This is a genomic window from Micromonospora sp. C41, from assembly GCF_018070485.1.
Classification (GTDB): Bacteria; Actinomycetota; Actinomycetes; order Mycobacteriales; family Micromonosporaceae; genus Micromonospora; species Micromonospora chalcea.
The window spans coordinates 73,228-93,136 of record NZ_JAGPXP010000003.1 but is presented as its reverse complement, the minus strand read 5'-3'; the positions used below and the strand labels follow the sequence as shown (position 1 = coordinate 93,136).

The window sequence follows — 19,909 nt, the reverse complement described above, 5'->3', positions numbered from 1 at the left end:
GGGTAGACTTACTCAGTGGCACGACGCGCGATTCCGGAGCGCACCTGTGTGGGCTGCCGGAAACGGGCGCCGGCCAGCGAGTTGTTGCGGGTTGTCGCGATCGGTGACGAGGCTGGTCACATCAGTCTCAGGCCCGATCCGGCCCGCAGACTGCCGGGTCGGGGAGCGAACATGCACCCTGATCCGGCCTGCTTCGCGCAGGCGGTGCGGCGTCGCGCCTTCGGGCGGGCACTGCGCCTCACCGGGGTTCCTGACCACGGTGCGCTTGCGGAGCACGTCGACGCGCAACCCCCGACGACCGGTCAAGCCCGACCGGTCGAGGGTCGCTAGCAAGGTAGGACGACCGACATGAGCACACGATGAAGTCCCTGAAATGACCAGGCTTCAAGTGCACGAGTGAGGTCGCTGCGGGTGCTGCCCGCACGACCTCGGAGTGAGGAGTGCAGTGGCAGGAAAGGCCCGCGTACACGAGCTTGCCAAGGAGCTCGGGGTCGAAAGCAAGACCGTTCTCGCCAAGCTCAAGGAAATGGGCGAGTTCGTGAAGTCCGCGTCCAGCACCGTCGAGGCGCCTGTCGCCCGGCGGCTGCGTAGCGCCTTCGTAGCCGGTTCGTCGGCGCCCGCCGGCCCGCCGGCTGCCGCGCCCAGCGGTCCGGCACCGACCCCGACGCCCACCCCGACCCCGGGTGCCCCCCGGGTCTCGGCCAAGCCGATGCCGCCCCGGCGTCCGGCTGCGCCGACCCCTGGACCGAAGCCCAAGGGCCCGGTCCCCGGCCCGCCGCAGCCGGCGACTCCGGTCGCCAAGCCGGCGAGCGCGCACGACATCGAAGTGGCGGCCGCCGAAGCGCGTGCCGCCGCGCTGAAGGCTGAGCAGGAGGCCGCGGTCAAGGCCGCGCAGGCCGCCCGCCAGCAGCAGCGCGAGACCGTACGCCGGGAGCCTCCGGCCGAGGGCGGTCCCCGTCCCGGCCCGCGTCCCGGCCCGAACGCCATGCCGCCGCGTCCGGGTTCCCCGGCCGCCGGTCGCCCCGGCGGTCCGGGCCAGGGTCAGGGCCCCGGTGCCCGGCCCGGCGGTCGTCCGCCGGCGCGCGGCGCCGGTAACAACCCGTTCGGCATCCAGGGCGGCCAGCAGCAGCGGCCCCCGGCCGCCGGTGCGGGCGGTCCCCGTCCCAGCCCGGCCGGCATGCCGCCGCGGCCCAGCCCGGCGTCGATGCCGCCGCGGCCGAGCCCGGCCTCGATGCCGAGCCAGCGTCCGACCACCGGCCGTCCCGGCGGCCCCGGTGGCGGTCGTGGCGGACCCGGTGGTGGCGCCGGTCGTCCCGGTGGCGGTGGCGGTGGCTACCGCGGCGGACCCGGTGGTGGCGGCGGTGGCGGTGGCTACCGCGGCGGTCCCGGTGGTGGCGGCGGTGGCGGTGGCTACCGCGGCGGTCCCGGCGGCGGTGGCGGTGCTCCCGGCGGTGGTTTCCGTCCGGGTGGTCCGGTCGGCGGCGGTGGCCGTCCCGGTGGCGGCGGTCGTGGCCGTGGCGGTGGCGCTGCGGGTGCCTTCGGGCGTCCGGGCGGTCGCCCGACCCGCGGTCGCAAGTCCAAGAAGCAGCGCAGACAGGAGTTCGACAACCTGTCGGCCCCGACCATGTCCTCGGGCGCGCCCCGCGGTCAGGGTCAGGTCGTCCGGTTGTCCCGTGGCGCCTCGCTGTCGGACTTCGCCGACAAGATCAACGCCAACCCGGGTTCGCTGGTCCAGGAGATGTTCAACCTGGGCGAGATGGTGACGGCGACCCAGTCGTGCTCCGACGAGACCCTGCAGTTGCTGGGTGAGCACCTCGGCTTCGACGTGCAGATCGTCAGCCCGGAGGACGAGGACCGCGAGCTGCTCGCGCAGTTCAACATCGACCTCGACGCCGAGGTCGCGGCGGACCGCCTGGTCAGCCGTGCGCCGGTCGTGACCGTCATGGGTCACGTCGACCACGGTAAGACCAAGCTGCTCGACGCGATCCGCAAGGCGAACGTGGTGGCCGGCGAGGCGGGTGGCATCACCCAGCACATCGGCGCCTACCAGGTCCACGTCCCGCACGAGGGCGAGGACCGCGCGGTGACGTTCATCGACACCCCGGGTCACGAGGCGTTCACCGCCATGCGTGCCCGTGGCGCCCAGGTCACGGACATCGTGATCCTGGTGGTGGCGGCGGACGACGGCGTGATGCCGCAGACCATCGAGGCGCTCAACCACGCCAAGGCGGCGGACGTGCCGATCGTGGTCGCGGTCAACAAGGTCGACAAGCCCGAGGCGAACCCGGACAAGGTCCGCCAGCAGCTGACCGAGTACGGCCTGGTCGCCGAGGAGTACGGCGGCGACACCATGTTCGTCAACGTGGCGGCCAAGCCCGGCATCGGCATCGAGGAACTGCTCGAGGCCGTGCTGCTGACCGCCGACGCGTCGCTGGAGCTGACCGCTCCGATCGACGGGCCGGCGCAGGGTGTCGCGATCGAGGCGCACCTGGACAAGGGCCGTGGCGCGGTGGCGACCGTGCTGGTGCAGAAGGGCACCCTGCGCGCCGGTGACTCGATCGTCGCCGGTGGGGCGCACGGCCGCGTGCGGGCCATGCTGGACGAGAACGGCAAGCCGGTCGACGAGGCCGGTCCGGCGCGTCCGGTCATGGTGCTGGGTCTGACCACGGTGCCGGGTGCGGGTGACACCTTCCTGGCCGCCGAGGACGACCGCACCGTGCGGCAGATCGCCGAGCAGCGGCAGGCGCGGAGGCGGGCGGCGTCGTTCGCCAACTCCCGTGGCCGGGCCACCCTCGAGACGCTCATGGAGCAGCTCAAGGAGGGCGAGAAGACCTCGCTCAACCTGGTGCTCAAGGGCGACGTCTCCGGTTCCGTGGAGGCGCTCGAGGACGCGCTGTTCAACCTCGACATCCCGGAGGAGGTCCAGCTTCGGATCATCCACCGGGGCGTGGGCGCGATCACCGAGAGCGACGTCATGCTCGCGAGCGCCTCGTCCGAGGCGGTCACGATCATCGGCTTCAACGTGCGGGCCTCGAACAAGGTCCGCGAGATGGCCGACCGCGAGGGCGTGGAGATCCGGTACTACACGGTCATCTACCAGGCCATCGAGGAGATCGACGCCGCGCTCAAGGGTCTGCTCAAGCCGGAGTACGAGGAGGTCGAGCTGGGCACCGCGGAGATCCGCGACGTCTTCCGCTCGTCCAAGATCGGCAACATCTCCGGCTGTATCGTCCGGTCCGGCCTCATCCGCCGCAACGCCAAGGCGCGGCTGCTGCGGGACGGTGCGGTCGTGGCGGACAACCTCACGATCAGCTCCTTGAAGCGGTTCAAGGACGACGCGACCGAGGTCCGCGAGGGCTTCGAGTGTGGTCTGACGCTGGGCGGCTACAACAACGTCCAGGTCGGCGACGTCATCGAGACGTTCGAGATGCGCGAGAAGCCGCGCGCCTGAGTTCCACACGTACGACCGGCCGGCGGCCGGGGCCTTCGGGCCCCGGCCGTCGCCGTTTCCGCAGGCTGCGACAATCTGCGGCGTGATCCGGTACGCGCTGCTCCTCGCCCCCTCCGCCAACCGCGTCTACGCCGACGCGGCGGCCCGGCTGGCCCGCGCCGAACTGGCCGTGTTCGCCGGCTCCGGCGTGCTCGACGTGGTGCCGGGCGACGCCGAGGCCACCCGGATCGGCGGGGTGGAGTACCTGACGTTCACCGCCCCCGAACCCGGACTCGGCGAGCGGGACCTGGCCCACCTGGCGAACCTGTCGGCGGCGTACGCGCTGTTCGAGCGGGTCGGTGACGACCTGCTGCGGCCGGTGCCGCTGCGCCCGCTGGCCCGGTACGACTCCGACCTGATCACCATCCCCAAGTACGCCGGCAAGACCAACGAGCAGTTCACCCGGCTGCTGCTCAACGTCACAGTGCTCGCCTCCGCCGCCGCGCCGCGGATGCTGGACGGGCCGGTGGTGGTGCTGGACCCGCTCTGCGGCCGGGGCACCACGCTCAACCAGGCGCTGATGTACGGCTACGACGGCATCGGGGTCGAGCGCGACAGCAAGGACGTCGACGCGTACGCGACGTTCCTGCGTACCTGGCTGCGCCGAAAGCGGCTCAAGCACACCACCGAGTCGACGTCGGTGCGCCGGGACCGCAAGCTGGTGGCCCGCCGGTTCGAGGCGGTGCTCGCGCCGTCGCGGGACGAGCACCGGGCCGGGGCCACCCAGCGGGTAACCGTGCTGAACACCGACACCACCCGGGCCCGCGAGGCGCTGCGCCCCCGCTGCGCCGACGTGATCGTGACCGACGCGCCGTACGGGGTGGCGCACGGCAGCCGTACCGATCAGGGGTTGTCCCGCAGCCCGCTGGAACTGCTCAGCGCGGCCGTGCCGGTGTGGCGGGAGCTGCTGCGCCCCGGTGGCGCGCTCGGGCTGTCCTGGAACACCCACGTGGCGCCGCGGGCGCAGGCGGAGGCGGTGCTGGCCGACGCCGGGCTGCGCGTGCTCGACGGCCCCGGCTTCGGTGACTTCGCCCACCGGGTCGACCAGGCGATCGAGCGGGACGTGCTGGTGGCGGTCGCGCCTTAATCGCGTGCCGGGGTGCGCCACCCGGCGTACCGTTGCTCGCCGTGTATACCGGAACCGCACTGTTCGACCTGTTGCTCCCGGGTGACTCCCGGTCCCTGAAGGCCAAGCGGTCCTACGTCCGGCCGATCGTCGCCGCGCTGCGCAAGTTCGAGGTCTCCGCCGCCGAGGTGGGGGCGCTCGACCTGCACGGCCGGGCCGAGATCGGGGTGGCGGTGGTGGCCGCCGAGCCGGCCCACGTCCGCGAGGTGCTCGACTCCTGTGAGCGGCTGGTCGCCGCCCGCCCGGAGACCGAACTGCTGTCGGTGCGCCGTCGCCTGCACGGCGAGGACGACTGACGGCGCGTCGCGCGGTACTCCGCCCGTGCCGCGTGAGGTCCGGTGGGACGCGGGTAGTGTTCTTCAGCGTTGGGCGGTCGGACCCGGCGGCGCCCACGCGCCCGCCGTCTCCGGCCGACGGCCCGGGTCGCACGGTGACCCGGCGCCGTCATCGGTACAGGTGATCCCGGAGGTGGGGACATGACGGATCAGGCAAAGGTTCGCCGGCACGCGGAGCGTATCCGGGAACTCGTCGCGTCGGTGGTGCGCAGCCAGATCAAGGACCCCCGGCTCGGCATGATCACGATCACCGACGCCCGGATCACCGCCGACCTGCGCGACGCCACCGTCTTCTACACGGTGCTCGGTGACGCGGCGGCCCAGGCGAGCACCGCCGCCGCGCTGGAGAGCGCCAAGGGCATGCTGCGCAGCACCGTCGGCAAGGCCCTCGGGCTGCGGCACTCGCCGACGCTGACCTTCGTCCTCGACGACGTGCAGGACCAGGTCAAGCACATCGACGACCTGCTCGCCGCAGCGCGTACCGCCGACGCCGAGGTGCAGCGGCTGGCCGCCAAGTCCTCGTACGCGGGCGACGCCCAGCCGTACCGGGTCGAGGACGACGAGGACGCCGCGGACGACGAGCCGGCCGCCGCCGACGAGCCGCGCGAGGGCGACCGCCGGTGACCGAGGTCGCCGTCGCGGGTGGCCTGCCGGCCGGCCCGGCCGAAGCGGAGTGGGCGGCGGCCGTCGCGGCGGTACGCGACCTTCCCGCCGACGCGCGGGTGCTGCTGATCTGCCACGTGAACCCGGACGGGGACGCGCTGGGCAGCATGCTCGGCTTCGGGCTGGGTCTGCGACGGCTCGGCGTACGCGATCTCCAGGCGACCTTCCCCGGCCCGCCGGAGGTGCCCGAGCCGTTCCGCTGGATGCCCGGCGTGGAACTGCTGGTGCCGCAGGACGACACGTACCCCGATCCGGATCTGGTGATCTGCTTCGACGCGGCGAGCGAGTCGCGGCTGGGTGACCTGGTGGGCCGGCTGGACACGGCGGGCACCTCGCTGGTGCTCGACCACCACGCCTCGAACACCGGCTTCGGCCGGATCAACCTGGTCGACCCGCACGCCGCCGCCACCTCGGTGGTCGCGCTGGAGTTGCTGGACCGGCTCGGGGCGACGCTCGACGCGGAGGTGGCGACCGGGCTCTACGTTGCGCTGACCACCGACACCGGCTCGTTCCGCTTCGAGGCGACCACGCCTGCCGTGCACCGGATGGCGGCGCGTCTGCTGGCTACCGGCATCCGGCCCGGCGACATCTCCCGGCGGGTGTTCGACACCCGCCCGTTCGGCGCCGTCCGCCTGTTCGGCGAGGTGCTCGGCCGGGCCACGCTGGAACCGGCGGCCGCCGCCGGGCACGGGCTCGTCTGGACGTACGCGACCCGCGAGGACCTGGTCCGGCACGACCAGCCGGCGTACGTGCTGGAGGCGCTCATCGACTCGGTGCGGTGCACCGAGGAGGCGGACGTGAGCTGCGTGATCAAGCAGGCGGGCGAGGCCGAGTGGGCGGTGTCGCTGCGCAGCAAGGGCGCGGTGGACGTGAGCGCGGTGGCGGTGGCGCTGGGCGGTGGCGGGCACCGGTTCGCGGCCGGCTTCACCGGGCGGGGCGCGCTCGACGAGCTGGTCGGACGGATCCGGGCCGAACTCGCTACCGCAACGCTGGTAGCCCCCTAAAAGAGGAATTGTGCTGATATTTCTGCCGGGCCGAGGCGCGGCGATGATCGGAAGTGTGAGCTGATCGGCGGCTTTTCCAGGGATTACGAGGCGTGCCAGCCTTTCCGCCGTGCGTGACGCTGGGGACAATCGGGTGATGGATCATCCCCGTGAGCTCACCGTCGAGGCGCCCCGGGCCTGGGACCGGCCGGTCGTCTCCGTGCCGGTGCTGATCTGCTTGTCCCTGGTCGGCGGTCAACTTCCGTCCTTCTCGACCGCGGCCAACCTCTACATCCTCACCACCGGCGGAGGGTTGATCTGGGTCGGCCTGAGCAACCGGGTGCCCCGGCGCCCGGCGCCCCGCCGGCTGCCGTCGGTCGCGCTCTGGTGGCTGGTGCCGGTGACCGTCTTCGGGGTCTTCGAGGGGGCGACGTTCATGGCGGCGGCGGGTGACGACTTCCCCACCCTCTCCCGGCTGGCCGATCCGCTGCTGGAGGACAGCGTGATCCGTTCGGCGGCCTGGTTCGCGTGGCTGTCCACGTTCTGGGGACTGGTGCGCCGATGATGCGGGCACTGGCGATCGGCGGGTTTCTGGTCTCGCTCGTGCTGTTCGCGGTCGTCGAATGGGTGGCGCGCCGGGAGGGCTCGCGGGTCCCGTCGCTGGCCGACGTCTGCGCCTTCGTGATGCGGTACGAGGTGGGCCCGGTGCCGGTCGGGCGGATCGGCCTGTTCGGTTTCTGGTGGTGGCTGGGCTGGCACTTCCTGGCGCGCTGACGCGGCCGGCCGAGCCGGACGACGAGGTTGATCTTTCCGCATTTCGGGAACTGTGGGCAGCATCTGGAAAGTGAACGTTAATTTGGGTGAGGGCCGGCGCTTCGCGGCGCTGGTCACGGGCGGTGCTGCCGCACCCGGCCTCGCCTCCCTCCAGGGTCAGACCGACCCGGGCTCACGCTGCCAGGCGAGCCGCTCCGGTGATCCCGGACCGCAGCCGGGCGCCCGTAGGGCCGCCGTGTCCGGCGGACCGCACCCTGGAAGGACCTCAGATGCCCAGCAAGCGCAAGCCGCAGACCGAGACCACCACCGACGAGGCGCGCGAGCAGATGCGCCGCGCGCTGCAGACCTCGATGGACACCCGTCAGTGACGTACGCCGTCCGGCGGTGACGCCGGCCGGGCCGCACCCGTGGCCCGACGCCGACGTCACCGCCGCTCGGGACCGACCGCCGTGCCGGACGGCGCTACCGTCACCCGGTGCGACGCATCCTGGTCGTCGGCGCCTCCGGCGCCGGCAAGAGCACGCTCGCCGGTGAACTGGCCCGGCGACTCGACCTTCCGCTGATCCACCTCGACCGGCACTACTGGCGCCCCGGCTGGACCGCACCGGCCCCGGCGGACTTCCGCGCCGAGGTGGCAGCGCTCGCCGCCCGCCCGGCCTGGGTGATGGACGGCAACTACGCGAGCACGCTCGACCTCCGGCTGCCCCGCGCCGACCTGCTGGTGCTCTGCGACACCTCCCGGCTGCGCTGCCTGCGGCGTGACACGGCCCGGTTCCTGGCCGACGCAAGTAAGTAGCCCCCCGCCTTGCGGACCTTACCGGGAGCGTGCCAGGATCGGCGTCGATGAGCACGACTGCCGCCCCCGCCACCGCCGCCACACCCCGGCGGATCGCCACGCTCGCGCTGCCCGCCCTCGTGGTGCTGGCCGCCGAGCCGCTCTACGTCCTGGTCGACACCGCAGTGGTGGGTCACCTCGGGCGGGTGCCGCTGGCCGCGCTCGCCGTCGGCGGCACCGTCATGACGCTCACCGCCTGGGTCGGCACCGTCGTCGCGTACGGCACCACCGGGCGCTCGGCCCGCCGCTTCGGGGCGGGGGACCGGGCCGCCGCGGTGGCCGAGGGCGTGCAGGCGTCCTGGCTCGCGCTGGCCACCGGAGTGCTGGTGGCGGTCGCCATCGGCATCGGCGGGGGCGCGCTGGCGCGTACCCTCGTCGGCGGCCCCGGCGAGGTGGCCGACGCCGCCGCCGGATGGCTGCGGGTCGCGGCGCTCGGCGCGCCCGGCCTGCTGCTCGCCGCTGCCGGCAACGGCTGGCTGCGCGGCATCCAGGACACCCGCCGGCCGCTGCTGTTCGTGCTCGGCCCCAACCTGCTCTCCGCGGTGCTCTGCCCGCTGCTGGTCTATCCGGCCGGGCTCGGGCTGGTCGGCTCGGCGGTGGCGAACGCGATCGCGCAGACGCTCTCCGGCGTCCTGTTCGCGGCCGCGCTGGTGCGCGAGCGGGTCTCGCTGCGGCCCCGGCCCCGGGTGATCGGTCAGCAGCTCGTGCTCAGCCGGGACCTGCTGGTGCGCGGTGTCGCGTTCCAGGCCAGCTTCCTGTCCGCGACCGCCGTCGCGGCCCGCTTCGGCGCCGCCGCGGTGGGCGCGCACCAGATCGCCCTGCAACTGTGGTTCTTCACCGTGCTGGTGCTCGACGCGCTGGCCATCGCCGCGCAGTCGCTGGTCGGCGCCGCGCTGGGCGGCGGCGACGCGGCCGGCGCGCGGTTCCTGGCCCGCCGCGTCGCGCTGCTCGGCGGGCTGTGCGGCGTGGCCTTCGCGGTGCTGATCGCCGCCGGCGCCGGCGTCGTGCCGTCGTGGTTCAGCTCCGATCCGCAGGTACGCGAGCAGGCCATGACGGCCTGGCCCTGGTTCGTCGCGCTCCAGCCGATCGGCGGCGTGGTGTTCGCGCTCGACGGGGTGCTGATCGGCGCGGGCGACGTGCGCTACCTGCGCAACCTCACCATCGTGTGCGCGTTCGGCGGGTTCCTGCCGGCGATCTGGCTGGCGTACGGGCTGGAACTCGGGCTGGGCGGGATCTGGGCCGGGCTGACGCTGTTCGTGGTGCTGCGGCTGGCCGGCCTGCTGCTGCGGATGCGCTCGGGCGCGTGGGCGGTGGTCGGCGCGGTCCGCTGACGCCGGGTCAGCAGGGCTGGAACGAACCGGGGCCGCCCATCCACGGCTCGACCACGAAGAAGCCCTCGTCCAGCCGGGCGCAGTCGACGTTGTTCGTGCTCGCCTGCGCGGAGACGAGCCAGAGCCCGCGCTTCGCCGCCGGCAACCCTTCGGGGTGGGGGACCTCCCAGACGACCCGGTCACGGATGGCGGCGATCCCGGCCCGGCCCGGTGTCGTCCGCGGCACGTCGAACGCGTACATCCAGACGTACTCTGTGGTGATCCGCAGGATCGGCCGGCCGTCGTCGCCGGTGACGGCCCGGTAGCGCATCTCACCCCGGACCCGGATCTCGTCCGCGCTGTCCTGCGAGCCGATCCGGGTGGCGTAGTTCACGAACGACAAGTCCTCGAAGTCGGTACGCAGCTGAGCGCGCGCGGCCGGCGCCAGCAGCGCCAGGAACGGCTCCGTGTCGCCGAGGATCATGGACAGGTCGAGCCGGGCCTGGACCAGCGCGGCCCGGACCCGGGTCAGCGCCGCGGCCACCTCGCGGGCGGTGAACGGGGGCCGCGCCGTGGCCTCCGGCAGGACGATCCCGGCCTCACCCACCGCGAAGTCCGCGCCGATGGTCCCCGCGAACAGGTCGCGCGGCTCGCCCACCCGGCTGAGCGGCACCGGCGACGGGCTGGCTTCGGCCGACGCCGCGGCGGCGGTGCCGGACCGTACCCGGTCGACGGTGACCCGGCCGAGCACGGCCGTGCCGCCGATCAGCGCCAGCGCCAGCACCACCACGAAGGCGACGCGGCGCTTGCCGCGCTGCCGCGACCAGACCATGCGGAAGCGCTCGCCGCGGGTCAGCGGGACGTCCGCGTCCGCGCCGGTCATCCAGCTCGGCAGCTGGATCTCCGCGCCCCGGGAGGCGACGGCGTAGGGATCCGGCTCGGGCGGTGTGGTCCCGTCTTCGGTGCTCATGCGGCGTTCCAGAGGGGTGCAGGGGCAGGGGGCGCATGATCATCGCACCCGGCCGCCGATCCCGCTGTCCCGTTTCCGTGCCGGTCAGATCCGCCCCTGCCGGATCGCCCACCCGAGGTAGAGCGTGCCGACGACCAGCAGCGTCGCGGTCACCAGGACGAACACGAACGACCCGATCGCGGCCATCGTGGGGTGCCGCTCGCCGAACCGGGTCCGGCCCTGCCAGGCCCACATCCGGTGGCGCGCCGCCGCCAGCGCCGGCACACCGTCGACCAGGCCGGACAGGCGGCGGCCGAGCGTACGGCGGGGCGGCTCCGGATTGCGCATCCAGTCCGGCAGGTCGACCCGGGCGCGGTGCGGTGGCGGGGCGTCGCTCATCGAAAGGCTCCTACCGCGGGGTGGCGTGGTGAGGTGGGCGGGTCAGCAGGTGTCCGGCAGGTCGACCGTCTTGTCCGGGTCGAAGACCGCGTCCGGGTCCGGGTCGGCCGGACCGGCGAGCGAGGGCCGGCCCAGCGCGAGCAGCCCCTTGTCCAGCGCGACGCAGTCGATGTTGGAGGCGTACGAGTCGGCCCGCTCGATCCACAGCCCGGCGGAGGCGGTGGTCACGTCGGCCGGGTGCGGCACGCTCCACTTCACCGTGTCGTGGACCACCACCACGCCGGCGCCCGGGGCGGGGCGGGTGGTGGAGAACGCGTACGCCCAGACGAAGTTCGTGGTCACCTCCAGGATGCGGATGCCGTCCCGGTCCTTCGTCGCCCGGTAGCTGATCCGGCCCTTGACCCGGGGCTCGTCGTCGGTGAGCCGGGCGCCGGGGGCGAGCCGGGTCGAGTAGGTGCCCGCCTCGCCGGTGGGGAAGTCGTCGCGTACGCCGGCCCGCGCGTCCGGGGCGAACTGGCGGACCAGCCGCTCCGGGTCCTTCGCGGTGAAGAACGTGCGGTCCAGCCGGGCGGTGATCAGCGCCTTGCGTACCTTGGCCAGCGTGTCTGCCACCTGCTTCTCGGTGAACGCGCCGGTCCGCTTGGCCCGGGGCAGCGCGATCCCGGCCGTGCCCTCGGGGAAGCCGGCTGCCGGGGTGCCGTCGAACGGGCCGGCGGCCGGTGGCGGCGAGGCCGACGAGGACGCCTGCTCACCGACCGGCAGGCTCACCGTGGGGTGTTCGGCGGGCGGCTCCCGCCAGCGCTGGAAGCCCTGGTAGCCGAGGCCGCCGACGAGCCCGAAGAACGCGAGCAGCGCCAGCACGACCACGCCGCCGAGCAGCTTGCCGGAGTGCCCGCCGAGCGCGATCCGCAGGCGGTCGCCGCGGCCCGGCTCGACCTCGGGCGCGGGCTGGCGCAGCCACTCGGGTACCCGACCCAGCGTGTCCTCCGACGGGCCATCGGTGGCGTGGGGATCGGGGACGGAACGGTGATCGGTCATCGGACTTCCCGGGCAGACGGGGCGGGGGCGCACGATCTTGACACCCCGCCGAAGCAGGGCGGTATCCCCCGCAGGGAGGATCGGCGCCGTCTGGCAGGCTTGGCGGTCGTGAGCACAGACGGTCTGATCGTGGTCGACAAGCCCGGCGGCATGACGTCGCACGACGTCGTGGCCCGGATCCGCCGGCTGGCCCGTACCCGCCGGGTGGGGCACGGCGGCACGCTGGACCCGATGGCCACCGGCGTGCTGGTGATCGGGGTGGGCCGGGCGACCCGGCTGCTCACGTACGTGATCGGCGCCGGCAAGAGCTACGCCGCGACGATCCGGCTGGGGCAGGCCACCGTCACCGACGACGCCGAGGGCGAGGTGGTCGCGACCACCCCGGCCGGCGCGGTCACCGACGACGGGGTACGCGCCGCGCTGGCCGCCCTCACCGGCGAGATCGACCAGGTGCCGAGCGCGGTCAGCGCCATCAAGATCAACGGCCAGCGGGCGTACAAGCGGGTCCGTGACGGCGAGACGGTCGAGCTGCCCGCCCGCCGGGTCACCGTCTCCCGGCTGGACGTGCGGGACATCCGCCGGGACGCCCCGGACGTGGTGGACGTGGACGTGGACGTGACCTGCTCGTCCGGCACGTACATCCGGGCGCTGGCCCGCGACGCGGGGGCCGCGCTCGGCGTCGGCGGCCACCTCACCGCGCTGCGCCGCACCGCGGTCGGCGGGTTCACGCTCGCCGAGGCGGCCACGCTCGACCAGCTGGAGCAGCGCGCGCCGGACGTGGTGAACCTGCCGCTGGACGCCGCCGCCGCGCGGTTCTTCCCGCGCCGGGACGCCACCGCCGACGAGACCCGGGTGCTCTCCCACGGCGGGCCGCTGACCCCGGCCGGGATCACCGGGCCGTACGCGGTCTTCGACCCGGCGGGCGGGCTGATCGCTATCGTCAGCGAGCGGGACGGTCGGGCCCGCGCGGAGATCGTGCTGGCCCCGGCCTGAACGGCGCGCGGGCGGACAGGGGGAGGAACGGCATGCAGCAGTGGCGGGGGTACGAGGCGGCGCCCGGCGGCTGGGGACGCTCAGTGGTCACCATCGGCGTCTTCGACGGCGTGCACCGGGGGCACCAGGCCACCATCGGGCACACCGTGGCGCGCGCCCGGGAGCTGGGCGTCAAGTCGGTGGTGGTGACGTTCGACCCGCACCCGGCCGAGGTGGTGCGCCCGGGCTCGCACCCGGCGGTGCTCACCGAGCCGGCGCGCAAGGCCGAGCTGATCGAGGCGCTCGGCGTGGACGTGCTCTGCGTGGTGCCGTTCACGGTCGAGTTCTCCCGGCTGCCACCCGAGGCGTTCGTGCACGACGTCCTGGTCGAGCACCTGCACGCCGCGCTCGTGGTGGTCGGCGACAACTTCCGGTTCGGGCACCGGGCGGCCGGGGACGTGCCGCTGCTGGAACGGCTCGGCCGCACCTTCGGCTTCGCCGTCGAGGGCGCGCCGCTGGTCGCCGAGGCGGGGACGGTCTTCTCCTCCACGTACATCAGGTCCTGCGTCGACGCGGGCGACGTGGGCGCGGCGGCGGCGGCGCTCGGCCGCCCGCACCGGGTCGAGGGCGTGGTGGTCCGCGGCGACCAGCGCGGACGTGAGCTGGGTTACCCCACCGCCAACCTGCTGACCCACAGGTACGCGGCGGTGCCCGCCGACGGCGTGTACGCGGCCCGCCTGGTGCGCCGCGACGGCGAACCGCTCGCCGCGGCCGTGTCGATCGGCACCAACCCGACGTTCTCCGGCCGGGAACGGCGGGTGGAGGCGTACGCGCTGGACTTCACCGGCGACCTGTACGGCGAGCGGCTGGCCCTGGACTTCGTGGCGCACCTGCGCGAGCAGCGGACGTACGACGCGATCGAGCCGCTGGTGGCCCAGATCGCCGAGGACGTGGAGCGCACCCGCCGGGCGGTGTCCTGACCCGCTCGGGCGACCTTGACCGGCCGTCCGGCCCGAGGGCTGGTAGGCTGGCGGAGACGTCGGCTGACCGACGGGGGCCTCGCGTGCCTGCACGACGCCGCGGGTGCGAGGAACCGGTCCGTTGCACCGGTCACCACGACCGCTCCGGACCTCATCGAATGACCCACGAAACAGGGAGAACATGGCGCTCGACCAGGAAGCCAAGGCCAAGATCCGCCAGGAGTACGCGACCGCCGAGGGCGACACCGGCTCGCCCGAGGTGCAGGTCGCGGTCCTGACCAAGCGGATCGCTGAGCTCACCGAGCACCTGAAGGTGCACAAGCACGACCACCACAGCCGCCGTGGGCTGCTGCTGCTGGTCGGCCGGCGCCGCCGGCTGCTGAACTACGTCCAGAAGAAGGACATCAACCGCTACCGGTCGCTCATCGAGCGGCTCGGCCTGCGCCGATGACCTGACGGGGGAGTGGCCGCCTGGCCGCTCCCCCGTTGCAGTACCACCGAAGAACCCGGCCGCGCGACACCCGAAGAGGGAGCCGGTCAGCACCGGTCTCCGGTAGTGGCCCCCGGGCATCCCGGCACGACGCCGGCCCACCCGGGCGCTTCGATCGAAGACCGGCCGCCTGAGCAGTTCCCGTGTCGTCGGCCGACGACGCGAAGGAGCACCACAGCACATGACCGAGACCAACCTCGGCACCGAATCCCGCACCGCGGTGATCGACAACGGGTCCTTCGGCACCCGTGAGATCACCTTCTCCACCGGCCGCCTGGCCCGCCAGGCCGCCGGCTCCGTCGTCGCCCAGCTCGGCGAGACGGTCGTCCTCTCCGCCACCACGGCCGGCAAGCAGCCGCGCGAGTCGTTCGACTTCTTCCCGCTGACCGTGGACGTCGAGGAGCGGATGTACGCCGCGGGCCGGATCCCCGGCTCGTTCTTCCGCCGTGAGGGCCGGCCCAGCGAGGACGCCATCCTCACCTGCCGGCTGATCGACCGGCCGCTGCGCCCGTCGTTCGTCAAGGGCCTGCGCAACGAGGTCCAGGTCGTCGAGACGGTGCTGGCGCTCGACCCGCAGCACCCGTACGACGTGGTGGCGATCAACGCCGCCTCGATGTCGACCAAGCTGTCCGGCCTGCCGTTCTCCGGCCCGATCGGCGCGACCCGGGTCGCGCACGTCGACGGCCAGTGGGTCGCCTTCCCGACCCTGGAGGAGCTGGAGCGGGCCACGTTCGACATGGTCGTGGCCGGCCGCACCCTGGCCGACGGCGAGGTCGCGATCATGATGGTCGAGGCCGAGGCCACCCCGAACGCGGTGACCCTGATCTCGGGCGGCGCGACCGCGCCGACCGAGGAGATCGTGGCCAGCGGCCTGGAGGCCGCCAAGCCGGCCATCCGCGAGCTGTGCCGGGCGCAGAGCGAGCTGGCCGAGGTGGCCGCCAAGCCGGTCGCCGAGTTCCCGATCTTCCTGGATTACCAGGACGACGCGTACGACGCGGTGGCCGAGGTGGCCCGCGCCGAGGTCGCCGAGGCGCTGAAGATCGCCGGCAAGGCCGACCGCGAGGAGGCCCTGGACCGGATCAAGGCCAAGGTCGCCGAGGAGCTGACCGGCCGCTTCGAGGGCCGCGAGAAGGAGCTGTCCGCCGCGTTCCGTTCGCTGACCAAGTCCGAGGTCCGCAACCGGGTGCTGCGCGAGCAGGTCCGCATCGACGGCCGCGGCCCGCGTGACATCCGCCCGCTGACCGCCGAGGTCGGCGTGCTGCCGCGGGTGCACGGCTCGGCGCTGTTCGAGCGCGGCGAGACCCAGATCCTGGGCGTCACCACGCTGAACATGCTGCGCATGGAGCAGATGGTGGACACGCTGTCCCCGGAGAACCGCAAGCGCTACATGCACAACTACAACTTCCCGCCGTACTCGACCGGTGAGACCGGCCGGGTCGGCTCGCCGAAGCGGCGCGAGATCGGCCACGGCGCGCTCGCCGAGCGGGCGCTGATCCCGGTGCTGCCCTCGCGCGAGGAGTTCCCGTACGCCATCCGGCAGGTCTCCGAGGCGCTCGGCTCCAACGGCTCCACCTCGATGGGTTCGGTCTGCGCCTCGACGCTGGGCCTGCTCTCCGCCGGTGTGCCGCTGAAGGCGCCGGTCGCCGGCATCGCCATGGGCCTCATCTCCGACGAGGTCGACGGCAAGACCCAGTACGTGACGCTGACCGACATCCTCGGCGCCGAGGACGCGTTCGGCGACATGGACTTCAAGGTCGCCGGCACCCGTGACTTCGTCACCGCGCTCCAGCTCGACACCAAGCTCGACGGCATCCCGTCGGACGTGCTGGCCGCCGCGCTGCAGCAGGCGCACGAGGCCCGGCAGACCATCCTCGACGTGATGCAGCGGGCCATCGAGGCGCCGGCCGAGATGTCGGACTACGCGCCGCGGGTCACCACCGTGAAGATCCCGGTCGACAAGATCGGCATGGTGATCGGCCCGAAGGGCCAGACCATCAACGCGATCCAGGACGAGACCGGCGCCGAGATCTCCATCGAGGACGACGGCACGATCTACGTCGGCGCCACAAACGGGCCGGCGGCCCAGGCCGCGGTGGACCGGATCAACGGCATCGCCAACCCGACGCTGCCCAAGGTCGGCGAGCGGTTCCTCGGCACCGTGGTGAAGACCGCCGCGTTCGGCGCCTTCATCTCGCTGCTGCCGGGCCGCGACGGCCTGCTGCACATCTCCAAGGTGGGCGACGGCAAGCGGGTCGAGAAGGTCGAGGACTTCCTCAACGTCGGCGACAAGGTCGAGGTGGAGATCGCGGACATCGACGCCCGCGGCAAGATCTACCTGGACAAGATCCGCCCGGAGGGCGCCGAGGCGCCGGCCGCCGCCGAGGGTGGCGACCGTCCGTCGGGCCGGGACCGCGGCGGCGACCGCGGCCCGCGTGACCGGGGTGACCGGGGTGGCGACCGGGAGCGCGGCGAGCGCCGCTCCGAGGGCGGCGAGGGCGGCGGCGAGTCCCGTCCGCGTCGCCGGACCCGGCACAGCTGATCCACCGCCGGCCCGGGTGACGTCCGCGTCACCCGGGCCGGACCACGGCTCCAGGTCGCCTGCGCGAGCTGGAGCCGTCGTACGTCCCGCCGTCCCTCGTCATCCGGAGAGCAGGTGCTCGTGAGTTCGTCAGCCGCCTCGACGGGACGGGGGGTGACGTCGACCGGGCCGGGTTCGGCCGCCCGCGCGGTCACCCGGACGCTCAGCGACGACCCGCTCGGCGGCACCGTCCGCCGTACCGTGCTGCCCAGCGGGCTGCGGGTGCTGACCGAGGCGATCCCGGCCATGCGCAGCGTGTCGTTCGGCATCTGGGTGGCGGTCGGGTCGCGCGACGAGACCGGCCCGCAGGCCGGCGCCGCGCACTTCCTGGAACACCTGCTGTTCAAGGGCACCAACAAGCGCAGCGCGCTGGAGATCTCGTCCCAGATCGAGGCGGTGGGCGGCGAGACCAACGCCTTCACCACGAAGGAATACACCTGCTACTACGCGCGGGTGCTGGACGAGGACCTGCCGCTGGCCATCGACGTCATGTGCGACCTGGTCGCCGACTCGGTGCTGACCCCGTCCGACGTGGAGACCGAGCGCGGCGTCATCCTCGAAGAGATCGCCATGCACGACGACGAGCCCGGCGACGAGGTGCACGACCTGTTCACCCGCGCCGTCTACGGCGACCACCCGCTGGGCCGCCTCATCTCCGGCACCGAGGAGACCGTCACGCCGATGAGCCGGCGGCAGATCCAGGGCTTCTACCGCCGCCGCTACACCCCGCCGCGGATCGTGATCGCCGCCGCCGGCAACCTCGACCACGCCGCGGTGGTCAAGCTGGTCCGGCAGGCGCTGCGCGGCACCCCGCTGGACACCGACCCGGCGGCGCCGGCGTCGCACCGCCCGTCCACCCCGGGGGTACGCACCAAGCCGGCCACCACGCTCGTCGAGCCGAAGGAGACCGAGCAGGCGCACGTCGTCCTCGGCTGCCCGGCCATCGACCGCACCGACGAGCGGCGCTTCGCCCTCGGCGTGCTCAACAACGTGCTCGGCGGCGGCATGTCCAGCCGGCTGTTCCAGGAGATCCGGGAACAGCGCGGCCTCGCGTACTCGGTCTACTCCTACGCCAGCCAGTACGCCGACAGCGGCGTGTTCGCCGTCTACGCCGGTTGCGCTCCGGGCAAGGTGGACGAGGTGCTGCACCTGACCCGCGCCGAGCTGGCCCGGGTCGCCGCCGAGGGGATCACCGAGGCGGAACTGGCCCGGGGCAAGGGGATGAGCAAGGGCTCGTTCGTGCTCGGGCTGGAGGACACCGGCTCGCGGATGAGCCGGCTCGCCAAGGGCGAGCTGCTCTACGGCAACCTGATGCCGGTGGACGACCTGCTGGCCCGGGTGGACGCGGTGACCCTCGACGACGTGAACACGCTCGCCGCCGAGCTGCTCGGCCGGCCGATGTCGCTGGCCGTGGTGGGCCCGTTCGACTCCGGCAGCTTCACCGTCGACCGCTGAGCGGCGGCGGTCCGGTCGGCCGGGTGTCGGCCGCGCCGGTTCGCCGGATGCCGGGCGTCGGTGCGGTCCGCCGGACCGCGCCGTGCGGGCTGGGATAGGTTGTGGCCCGTGACTGAGCAGCAGAACACGGTGGCCCGGGTCGGTGTGCTGGGCGCCCGGGGCCGGATGGGCATGGAGGTCTGCAAGGCGGTCGACTCCGCCGCCGACCTGGAGCTGGTCGCGGCCGTCGACCAGGGCGACGATCTGGCCACTGTGGCGCAGGCGGGCGCCGGGGTGGTCGTCGACTTCACCACTCCCGACGCGGTCATGGACAACCTGCGCTGGTGCGTCGAGAACGGCGTGCACGCGGTGGTCGGCACCACCGGCTTCACCGAGCAGCGGCTCGACCAGGTACGCGAGTGGCTGGCCGGCCGTCCCGGCGTGGGCGTGGTGATCGCCCCCAACTTCGGCATCGGCGCGGTGCTGATGATGCAGTTCGCCGCGCGCGCGGCCCGGCACTTCGAGTCGGTCGAGATCATCGAGCAGCACCACCCGCGCAAGCTGGACGCGCCGAGCGGCACCGCCACCCACACGGCTCGGCTGATCGCCGCGGCCCGCGCCGACGCCGGGCTCGGGCCGGTGCCGGACGCCACCCGCGACGAGGTGGCCGGCGCCCGCGGCGCCGACATCGACGGGGTACGCGTGCACGCGGTGCGCGCCACCGGCCTGGTCGCCCACCAGGAGGTGCTGTTCGGCACCACTGGTGAGACGCTCACCATCCGGCACGACTCGTACGACCGGGTGTCGTTCATGCCCGGCGTGCTGCTCGCGGTCCGCGAGGTGGGCCGCCGGCCCGGTCTCACGGTCGGCCTGGACGCCCTGCTCGACTGACTGCCGCGGTGTGCCCCCGGCCTGCTGCGGGAAACCGTTTTGCCTGGTCGGGGGCGTCGACCTAGGCTGCTTTCCATGATCGATTCCGGACAATCCGACCGCACCGGCCGCCGGGTGACGCTGCGCCCGGTGGACGACGACAACTGGCGGGCCGTGGCGGACGTCGCGCCGCACGACGACCAGCGCGCCTTCGTGGCCGCGCTCGCCGCCCGCTACCTGCTTCTCACCGAACGCTCGGACGTCTGGAACTCGCTGGCCGTCTACGCCGACGAGACTGTCGTCGGCCATGTCATGTGGGGCGTGGACGACGACGAGTCGCGCTGGATCGGTGGCATGGTGATCGACGCCGCCGAGCAGGGCCGGGGGCTGGGCCGCGCGACGGTGCGGACGATCGCCGACTGGCTCGCCGAGGCGGGCCGGCCGATCCGCTTGAGCTACCACCCCGACAACAAGCCCGCCGCCGCCCTCTACACGTCCCTGGGCTTTCACCCCACAGGCGCGTTCGAGGACGACGAGCTGGTAGCCGAGCTCCTCCCCCCAGCCTGACCCTCACCCCCGAGCTTGCCCCCGGTCGATCATGAGGTTGGCGGCCTTTTCGATCTCCCCGACTGCCGCCAACTTCATGATCGACGCAGTGGGGGTGGGGTGGTGCGGTGAGGGGG

19 protein-coding genes and 1 pseudogene are annotated in these 19,909 nt (G+C 73.4%); 17 read left to right on the top strand and 3 right to left on the bottom strand.

Features of this window, described 5'->3' with window-relative positions; translation table 11 throughout:
- Positions 1-15: 15 nt before the first annotated feature.
- The 10 genes and pseudogenes from KBX43_RS04445 to KBX43_RS04400 all read left to right on the top strand — a co-directional run bounded on the left by KBX43_RS04445 (position 16) and on the right by KBX43_RS04400 (position 9,537).
- Positions 16-352, top strand: a pseudogene (locus KBX43_RS04445) (YlxR family protein).
- A gap of 93 nt (positions 353-445) precedes the next feature.
- Positions 446-3,451 (top strand): translation initiation factor IF-2, encoded by a 3,006-nt coding sequence (infB, locus tag KBX43_RS04440; protein WP_069089329.1) that lies wholly within the window; start codon positions 446-448, stop codon positions 3,449-3,451.
- Between the two features lie 82 nt (positions 3,452-3,533).
- On the top strand, positions 3,534-4,577 hold the full coding sequence (locus KBX43_RS04435; RefSeq protein WP_210883367.1) for a TRM11 family methyltransferase: 1,044 nt from the start codon (positions 3,534-3,536) through the stop codon (positions 4,575-4,577).
- A 41-nt stretch (positions 4,578-4,618) separates the two neighbouring features.
- A complete protein-coding gene (locus KBX43_RS04430) occupies positions 4,619-4,912 on the top strand; it encodes a DUF503 domain-containing protein (protein WP_043325814.1) in 294 nt (97 codons plus the stop codon).
- 180 nt (positions 4,913-5,092) lie between these two features.
- Positions 5,093-5,575 (top strand): 30S ribosome-binding factor RbfA, encoded by a 483-nt coding sequence (gene rbfA, locus KBX43_RS04425; protein WP_113971781.1) that lies wholly within the window; start codon positions 5,093-5,095, stop codon positions 5,573-5,575.
- On the top strand, positions 5,572-6,618 hold the full coding sequence (locus tag KBX43_RS04420; protein WP_210883365.1) for a bifunctional oligoribonuclease/PAP phosphatase NrnA: 1,047 nt from the start codon (positions 5,572-5,574) through the stop codon (positions 6,616-6,618). Before rbfA ends, KBX43_RS04420 begins: the two co-directional genes overlap by 4 nt.
- 136 nt (positions 6,619-6,754) lie before the next feature.
- Positions 6,755-7,162, top strand: coding sequence for a hypothetical protein (locus tag KBX43_RS04415; RefSeq protein WP_043325811.1), 408 nt, complete (start codon positions 6,755-6,757; stop codon positions 7,160-7,162).
- Positions 7,162-7,371: a DUF6186 family protein gene (locus KBX43_RS04410; protein WP_176722875.1), complete on the top strand. Its 210-nt coding sequence runs from the start codon at positions 7,162-7,164 to the stop codon at positions 7,369-7,371. Before KBX43_RS04415 ends, KBX43_RS04410 begins: the two co-directional genes overlap by 1 nt.
- Positions 7,372-7,846: 475 nt before the next feature.
- Positions 7,847-8,167 (top strand): hypothetical protein, encoded by a 321-nt coding sequence (locus KBX43_RS04405; protein ID WP_199495902.1) that lies wholly within the window; start codon positions 7,847-7,849, stop codon positions 8,165-8,167.
- Between the two features lie 47 nt (positions 8,168-8,214).
- On the top strand, positions 8,215-9,537 hold the full coding sequence (locus KBX43_RS04400; RefSeq protein WP_069089330.1) for an MATE family efflux transporter: 1,323 nt from the start codon (positions 8,215-8,217) through the stop codon (positions 9,535-9,537).
- A gap of 7 nt (positions 9,538-9,544) precedes the next feature.
- On the opposite strand, the gene KBX43_RS04395 is transcribed toward KBX43_RS04400, so the two are convergent.
- The 3 genes from KBX43_RS04395 to KBX43_RS04385 all read right to left on the bottom strand — a co-directional run bounded on the left by KBX43_RS04395 (position 9,545) and on the right by KBX43_RS04385 (position 11,902).
- A complete protein-coding gene (locus KBX43_RS04395; protein ID WP_209960413.1) occupies positions 9,545-10,486 on the bottom strand; it encodes a hypothetical protein in 942 nt (313 codons plus the stop codon).
- A gap of 84 nt (positions 10,487-10,570) precedes the next feature.
- Entirely contained in the window at positions 10,571-10,864 is a 294-nt protein-coding gene (locus KBX43_RS04390) for a hypothetical protein (protein ID WP_043325804.1), read from the bottom strand.
- A 42-nt stretch (positions 10,865-10,906) separates the two neighbouring features.
- Positions 10,907-11,902 (bottom strand): hypothetical protein, encoded by a 996-nt coding sequence (locus KBX43_RS04385; protein ID WP_209960415.1) that lies wholly within the window; start codon positions 11,900-11,902, stop codon positions 10,907-10,909.
- Between the two features lie 108 nt (positions 11,903-12,010).
- Between KBX43_RS04385 and truB the strand changes: the two genes are divergently transcribed.
- The 7 genes from truB to KBX43_RS04350 all read left to right on the top strand — a co-directional run bounded on the left by truB (position 12,011) and on the right by KBX43_RS04350 (position 19,793).
- The gene (truB, locus tag KBX43_RS04380; RefSeq protein WP_043330544.1) at positions 12,011-12,895 is read left to right on the top strand and encodes a tRNA pseudouridine(55) synthase TruB; all 885 of its coding nucleotides are present in this window, start codon (positions 12,011-12,013) and stop codon (positions 12,893-12,895) included.
- A gap of 32 nt (positions 12,896-12,927) precedes the next feature.
- A complete protein-coding gene (locus KBX43_RS04375; protein WP_210883363.1) occupies positions 12,928-13,854 on the top strand; it encodes a bifunctional riboflavin kinase/FAD synthetase in 927 nt (308 codons plus the stop codon).
- A 181-nt stretch (positions 13,855-14,035) separates the two neighbouring features.
- Positions 14,036-14,305: a 30S ribosomal protein S15 gene (gene rpsO, locus KBX43_RS04370; RefSeq protein WP_013284678.1), complete on the top strand. Its 270-nt coding sequence runs from the start codon at positions 14,036-14,038 to the stop codon at positions 14,303-14,305.
- Between the two features lie 220 nt (positions 14,306-14,525).
- On the top strand, positions 14,526-16,883 hold the full coding sequence (locus KBX43_RS04365; RefSeq protein WP_043325800.1) for a polyribonucleotide nucleotidyltransferase: 2,358 nt from the start codon (positions 14,526-14,528) through the stop codon (positions 16,881-16,883).
- Between the two features lie 153 nt (positions 16,884-17,036).
- On the top strand, positions 17,037-18,377 hold the full coding sequence (locus KBX43_RS04360) for a pitrilysin family protein (protein WP_199495900.1): 1,341 nt from the start codon (positions 17,037-17,039) through the stop codon (positions 18,375-18,377).
- Between the two features lie 108 nt (positions 18,378-18,485).
- Positions 18,486-19,247, top strand: a complete 762-nt coding sequence (gene dapB, locus KBX43_RS04355) for a 4-hydroxy-tetrahydrodipicolinate reductase (protein ID WP_064447088.1) — start codon at positions 18,486-18,488, stop codon at positions 19,245-19,247.
- 75 nt (positions 19,248-19,322) lie between these two features.
- Complete coding sequence (locus tag KBX43_RS04350; RefSeq protein ID WP_210883355.1) at positions 19,323-19,793, top strand: GNAT family N-acetyltransferase; 471 nt, start codon at positions 19,323-19,325, stop codon at positions 19,791-19,793.
- Positions 19,794-19,909: the final 116 nt, after the last annotated feature.